5 protein-coding genes and 1 pseudogene are annotated in these 4,031 nt (G+C 61.6%); 2 read left to right on the top strand and 4 right to left on the bottom strand.

What is annotated here, in order from left to right; all coding sequences use genetic code 11:
- Nucleotides 1-785: 785 nt before the first annotated feature.
- On the bottom strand, nucleotides 786-980 hold the full coding sequence (locus ACFYOW_RS49340; RefSeq protein ID WP_387299089.1) for a hypothetical protein: 195 nt from the start codon (nucleotides 978-980) through the stop codon (nucleotides 786-788).
- A 660-nt stretch (nucleotides 981-1,640) separates the two neighbouring features.
- Here ACFYOW_RS49340 and ACFYOW_RS49345 point away from each other — a divergent pair.
- Entirely contained in the window at nucleotides 1,641-1,877 is a 237-nt protein-coding gene (locus tag ACFYOW_RS49345; RefSeq protein WP_387299091.1) for a hypothetical protein, read from the top strand.
- A gap of 434 nt (nucleotides 1,878-2,311) precedes the next feature.
- Here the strand turns inward: ACFYOW_RS49345 and ACFYOW_RS49350 are convergent, their stop codons facing one another.
- Nucleotides 2,312-2,647 (bottom strand): hypothetical protein, encoded by a 336-nt coding sequence (locus ACFYOW_RS49350; RefSeq protein WP_387299093.1) that lies wholly within the window; start codon nucleotides 2,645-2,647, stop codon nucleotides 2,312-2,314.
- A gap of 101 nt (nucleotides 2,648-2,748) precedes the next feature.
- Here ACFYOW_RS49350 and ACFYOW_RS49355 point away from each other — a divergent pair, with 101 nt between their 5' ends.
- Nucleotides 2,749-3,003, top strand: a complete 255-nt coding sequence (locus tag ACFYOW_RS49355; RefSeq protein WP_387299095.1) for a hypothetical protein — start codon at nucleotides 2,749-2,751, stop codon at nucleotides 3,001-3,003.
- A 246-nt stretch (nucleotides 3,004-3,249) separates the two neighbouring features.
- On the opposite strand, the gene ACFYOW_RS49360 is transcribed toward ACFYOW_RS49355, so the two are convergent.
- Nucleotides 3,250-3,774, bottom strand: coding sequence for a transposase (locus tag ACFYOW_RS49360; protein WP_387299097.1), 525 nt, complete (start codon nucleotides 3,772-3,774; stop codon nucleotides 3,250-3,252).
- A pseudogene (locus ACFYOW_RS49365) lies at nucleotides 3,716-4,031 on the bottom strand (IS110 family transposase); the annotation flags it as partial. The pseudogene ACFYOW_RS49365 and the gene ACFYOW_RS49360, both read right to left, overlap by 59 nt.

A 4,031-nucleotide genomic window follows, 5' to 3' on the forward strand; every position in this document is an offset into this window, starting at 1 on the left:
CCCATCTACCAACGCGGACAACAGCTTTCACCAACAAGTGAGGGGCGGCACCGCGCAGCGGTGCCACCCCTCAACTCACTTCGACACAGACCCTAGTACAGCACCGGCGAAACCGGGCAGGTCACGGTAGGGCCGGCCCACCCGGCCGAAGCCGGACTCTTGTTCACCGGCATCGGCAGCTGGCTGCGCGACAACAGGTTCAACGAAACCATGTGGGACTCGATGTTGATGTGGGACCCGCTATTGGAGGACCACCCGGACACGGACGTAGATCGACAAGCGCGCGATGAGCGACTGCGGCAGTTGTGGCGGGAGTTCCAGCTCCATACAGGGATCCCGGACACAGCAGACCCTATGCGGATAGCCTCACGTATCTGCCCAGAACTTGCTGCGATCGGACCGGACACCGAGATGCGTGGGCACGGTGTCCTGGCACTGTCCGCGTGCGGTCGCCGGCTGGGACACCAACGCGGCACCCTCACATAATGCGATAGACCGTCCTCACGTAGCGATGCTCCAACCAACTTGCTCATCGACCAGTCTTGACGCACGATCGGCAGCCGTAGAGCCGAAAACACCTACTCGCACGTTACTTTGCCCCCCGAGGTCAGCTTCGGGAGTCCCGGGCTGTCATGGAGCGCACGCGGCACACACTCGCCCATCGGCTACGCGCAGTGGGGAATCTTCGCCGTCAACCGCTGAGTGTGAGTCGGCTGGTCATATTCAACTTCACCTCGCCGTACGGCAGGACATATTCCCAGAACAGCGGGGTCACACCGCGTTTGTCAGCCGCGGTCGCGAGGACCTCGCCGGTGTCGGAGTCGTCGATTCACGTCGTTGCGGATGGTCGAGTCGACCAGAACGGCCGATGCCCGCGCCAGCACGAACCCGACAGCACGTCGGTTCTCGAAATCGGCGATCTCATCGTCGGTCGCCGGGGCACGGAACTCACGCAGGTCCCGCACGGCCGACAGCGCCATCGATTTCACTCCCCGTGAAGAACCTTCGGCACGGCGGCAATGTGATCGGCCGCGCCGAGACTACTTCACCCGAATGATCAAGTGCAGGGAAACGGCAAAAAAAGCCTGGTCCAGGCACGAAACGGAGAGGGAGTGAAACCGGAACTCATCGACTGTTGGTTACCGTGTCGCGGTCTTCCTGCGTGATGGTCCACAAGACCGCTCCCGATCTGGCATCGAAGACCGCAGTCCGAATAGTCCCAGGTCGAATACTCCGTCTCCGCCGATACCGCACGGGCCGATACAGCGCGGTGGTACAGAATTGACCACAATCAATTGGCCTTTCCAGGGGGATTGACCTGATCTGGTAAAACGGGCGGATTCAAAGGTGTGATCAGCCGGTTTAGAGAAAGTGTGATCTCGGCCACACACACCCTCGGGTGCCGGTGAGCGTATCTCAACCAGCTCCACGGGTCGTCGTCATATCCGGGGCCGGCGACGATTGGGCGGCAAGCCCCGGAGAGACGGGAAGTGTTACGGGACCGGGTGTTGATGGGTTGGGTGACCCGTTCATGTCCGGCCCTGCGGTCTCACTCTGATGCATCACACATGAGAACCAACCGGTAAGTCTGAATTTGCTGTAGTATTGCGCGCCCCAGGGTCGACAGTGGAGGTGACCTAGTGGCTACCGGAAGTTTCTATTTCAAAGACGCGAACGGCAATTCGCAACAGATCGACGATCCCACCGACTATGACGACTACAACGTCATCATCGGCGCCGGCGACCTGAGCAACGCAACCGACGCAACTGTCACGCTCTACACCGAACGCGGCGGGTCCGGTGGCAGCGATTCAATATATCCGGGTGGTAGCAGGTACTCGAGCTCGGTCTATCTGAGTTGTAAGTTTACCCGTTGATGTTTCAGTACGCCCTCCGTGATGTAGTCCTGTGTGGCGGTTCGGCTCCCGTCCGAGTTCTGCGCCGGGCGCACCGGGCGACGCGCCTATACACGTCGCTCTTGTAGACGTGTGATCCTTGCCGCAGTCCGACCCTCGGTGGCTGCGAAATAGCTTGCCTGGCATCGGGACCTTCGCCGTCTATCGGACCAATGTGTTGATTTGACAAGCCCCGCAGGGGCGCGGCGGTACCTCCATGCGCGGTAAATCTGTGCTGTTGGTCCCGCATACACTTGGAAAGCATGGTTACAGAACAAGATTCGTCGTTTGCCGATGTTGAGACGTTGGCTGGGCCTACTGCGACGGACGGTGTGGTGATTCGATGTGCTGAGCTTCCGCCTCGTTCGTATTGTTCCCGCATACGGGAGATCGTGGACAATCCGACGTGGAATAGGTTACGGATTCCCGTGTGCGAGGCAGCGGGGAACCGGTGTGAAATGTGCGGTTCGGAAGTGATCCGGAACAACCGGGCGGGGCGTCCTGATTGTCACGAACGCTGGACGTTCGAGTTCGAGCCGGACGGTAACCGGATCGCACCACCGGGGTTGGTCGATGACCTGCTCGTAGTCGATTCGGCGCAGCAGCGATTCCAGTATTGCCATATGGACTGCTGGGTCGAGACCCGTCACAAGGCCCAGAGATGGCATGCCGAGCGATGGGGCGTCGCAGCGGACCGCTGCTGCGGCTGCCGCGTCGTCGGCTGCTGCGAAATACTCATAGAGAATGCTCATCACATATCCTTGGGAGCCCTGCGATGAGCCGATGGAGACCTCGCAAATGTCCTCGGTATTCAGAAGCTCGGAAGTTCGGCGTCAGTGCGCGAAGCGGATCGATGACCAGTGCCGTGGCGTTCGGCAGCCGCTCGCAAGTAGCTGGCACGGTCAATATTGCAGCTGCTGAAGCGCTGAGACGGGCAGTCGCACTCCAGGTTTCCGGCGGCGGGCACATCGCCGCGCCCGCTGTCATAGGCGTGTACCAGCGCCGTAGCGATGAAAATTGGAAGCAGACACGCCAAGTCGACCTGCGTGCTGTGATCGACCACGAAGACCCTGCGTACCTCTGGTCTGTTGACGCCGGAGATCGATGAGACGATCAATGAAGCAATGCTCCCAGTTATAGGCGCGTGAGGTTGGAATGGGCCGCCCGGAGTCGAAGGGCCGAACAGCCGGGCGGCCACGACGGAACCCGACGAGGATCAGTGCGGGCGAATCCCGAGAACTCGGATTCGCGGTGTCGGAAACCGTAATGAAGAATCTAATCCGAAAATGATGGTGAGTGGGCAGGCGGTAGCTGTCGGCGGAGCCGACACCGGTTGTTGTTGGTTGTGACAGGGTCAGGCGGCTGGAGTGAGGGTGACGGTGTAGCCGAGGGCTTCGAGCTGGCGAATGTGGTTGCGGCGCTTGCTGTCCGGGTTCAGGTGGCGGGTGAAGTGGTCGGCACCGAGATCGGTGAAGATCGCGTTCTGGTCGTGCAGGAGATGCCAGACGATGACGAGGATGGAGCGGCCGATAGCGACGACGGCGCGTTTCTTGCCTCGGCGTCTGGCGATGCGCCGGTAGCGTTCGCCGAGGAATGTTTTGGTCCGCCCGACGGCGACGGCGGCCTCGCCGAGGACCCGCGCGAGGTAACGGTTGCCGTGCCCGGTGGATCCGTTGCCTTTGGTCTTGCCGGCCGAGGAGTTGATGCCGGGAGAGAACTTCGCCCAGGAACACAGGTGCCCCGCGGTCGGGAACCGGGACATGTCGTCCCCGACCTCGGCGAGGATGATCGCGGCGGCGACGGGCCCGATGCCGGGGATCTCATCCAGGCGCGCCGCCGCCGTCGCGAAAAGGGGCCAGTTGCGCCTCGATCTGTTCATCGACGGCGTTGATGTCGGCGGTGATGCCGTCGATGCGGGCCAGCATCCGGGCTAGCAGGAACCGGTGATGGTTACCGAAGTGCCCGTTGAACGCCTCCTCGAGCTGGCCGATCTTGGGGCGCATCCGTGACCGCGCCATCTGCGCAAGCGCTTTCGGATCCCGTTCACCGCCGATCAACGCGGCCATCATCGCTCGTCCGGATACCCCGAAAATGTCGGACGCCACGACCGAGAGTTTGATGCAGGCGTCCTCGAGG

Origin of the sequence: Nocardia sp. NPDC006982 (assembly GCF_042869435.1) — a bacterium.
Classification (GTDB): Bacteria; Actinomycetota; Actinomycetes; order Mycobacteriales; family Mycobacteriaceae; genus Nocardia.

Bases quoted from the DNA above. Each gene is read 5' to 3' on its own strand.
- ACFYOW_RS49340 (WP_387299089.1), bottom strand. From the start codon at position 980: ATGGCGCTGTCGGCCGTGCGGGACCTGCGTGAGTTCCGTGCCCCGGCG.
- ACFYOW_RS49350 (WP_387299093.1), bottom strand. From the start codon at position 2,647: ATGAGCATTCTCTATGAGTATTTCGCAGCAGCCGACGACGCGGCAGCC.
- ACFYOW_RS49355 (WP_387299095.1), top strand. From the start codon at position 2,749: ATGACCAGTGCCGTGGCGTTCGGCAGCCGCTCGCAAGTAGCTGGCACG.
- ACFYOW_RS49360 (WP_387299097.1), bottom strand. From the start codon at position 3,774: ATGAACAGATCGAGGCGCAACTGGCCCCTTTTCGCGACGGCGGCGGCG.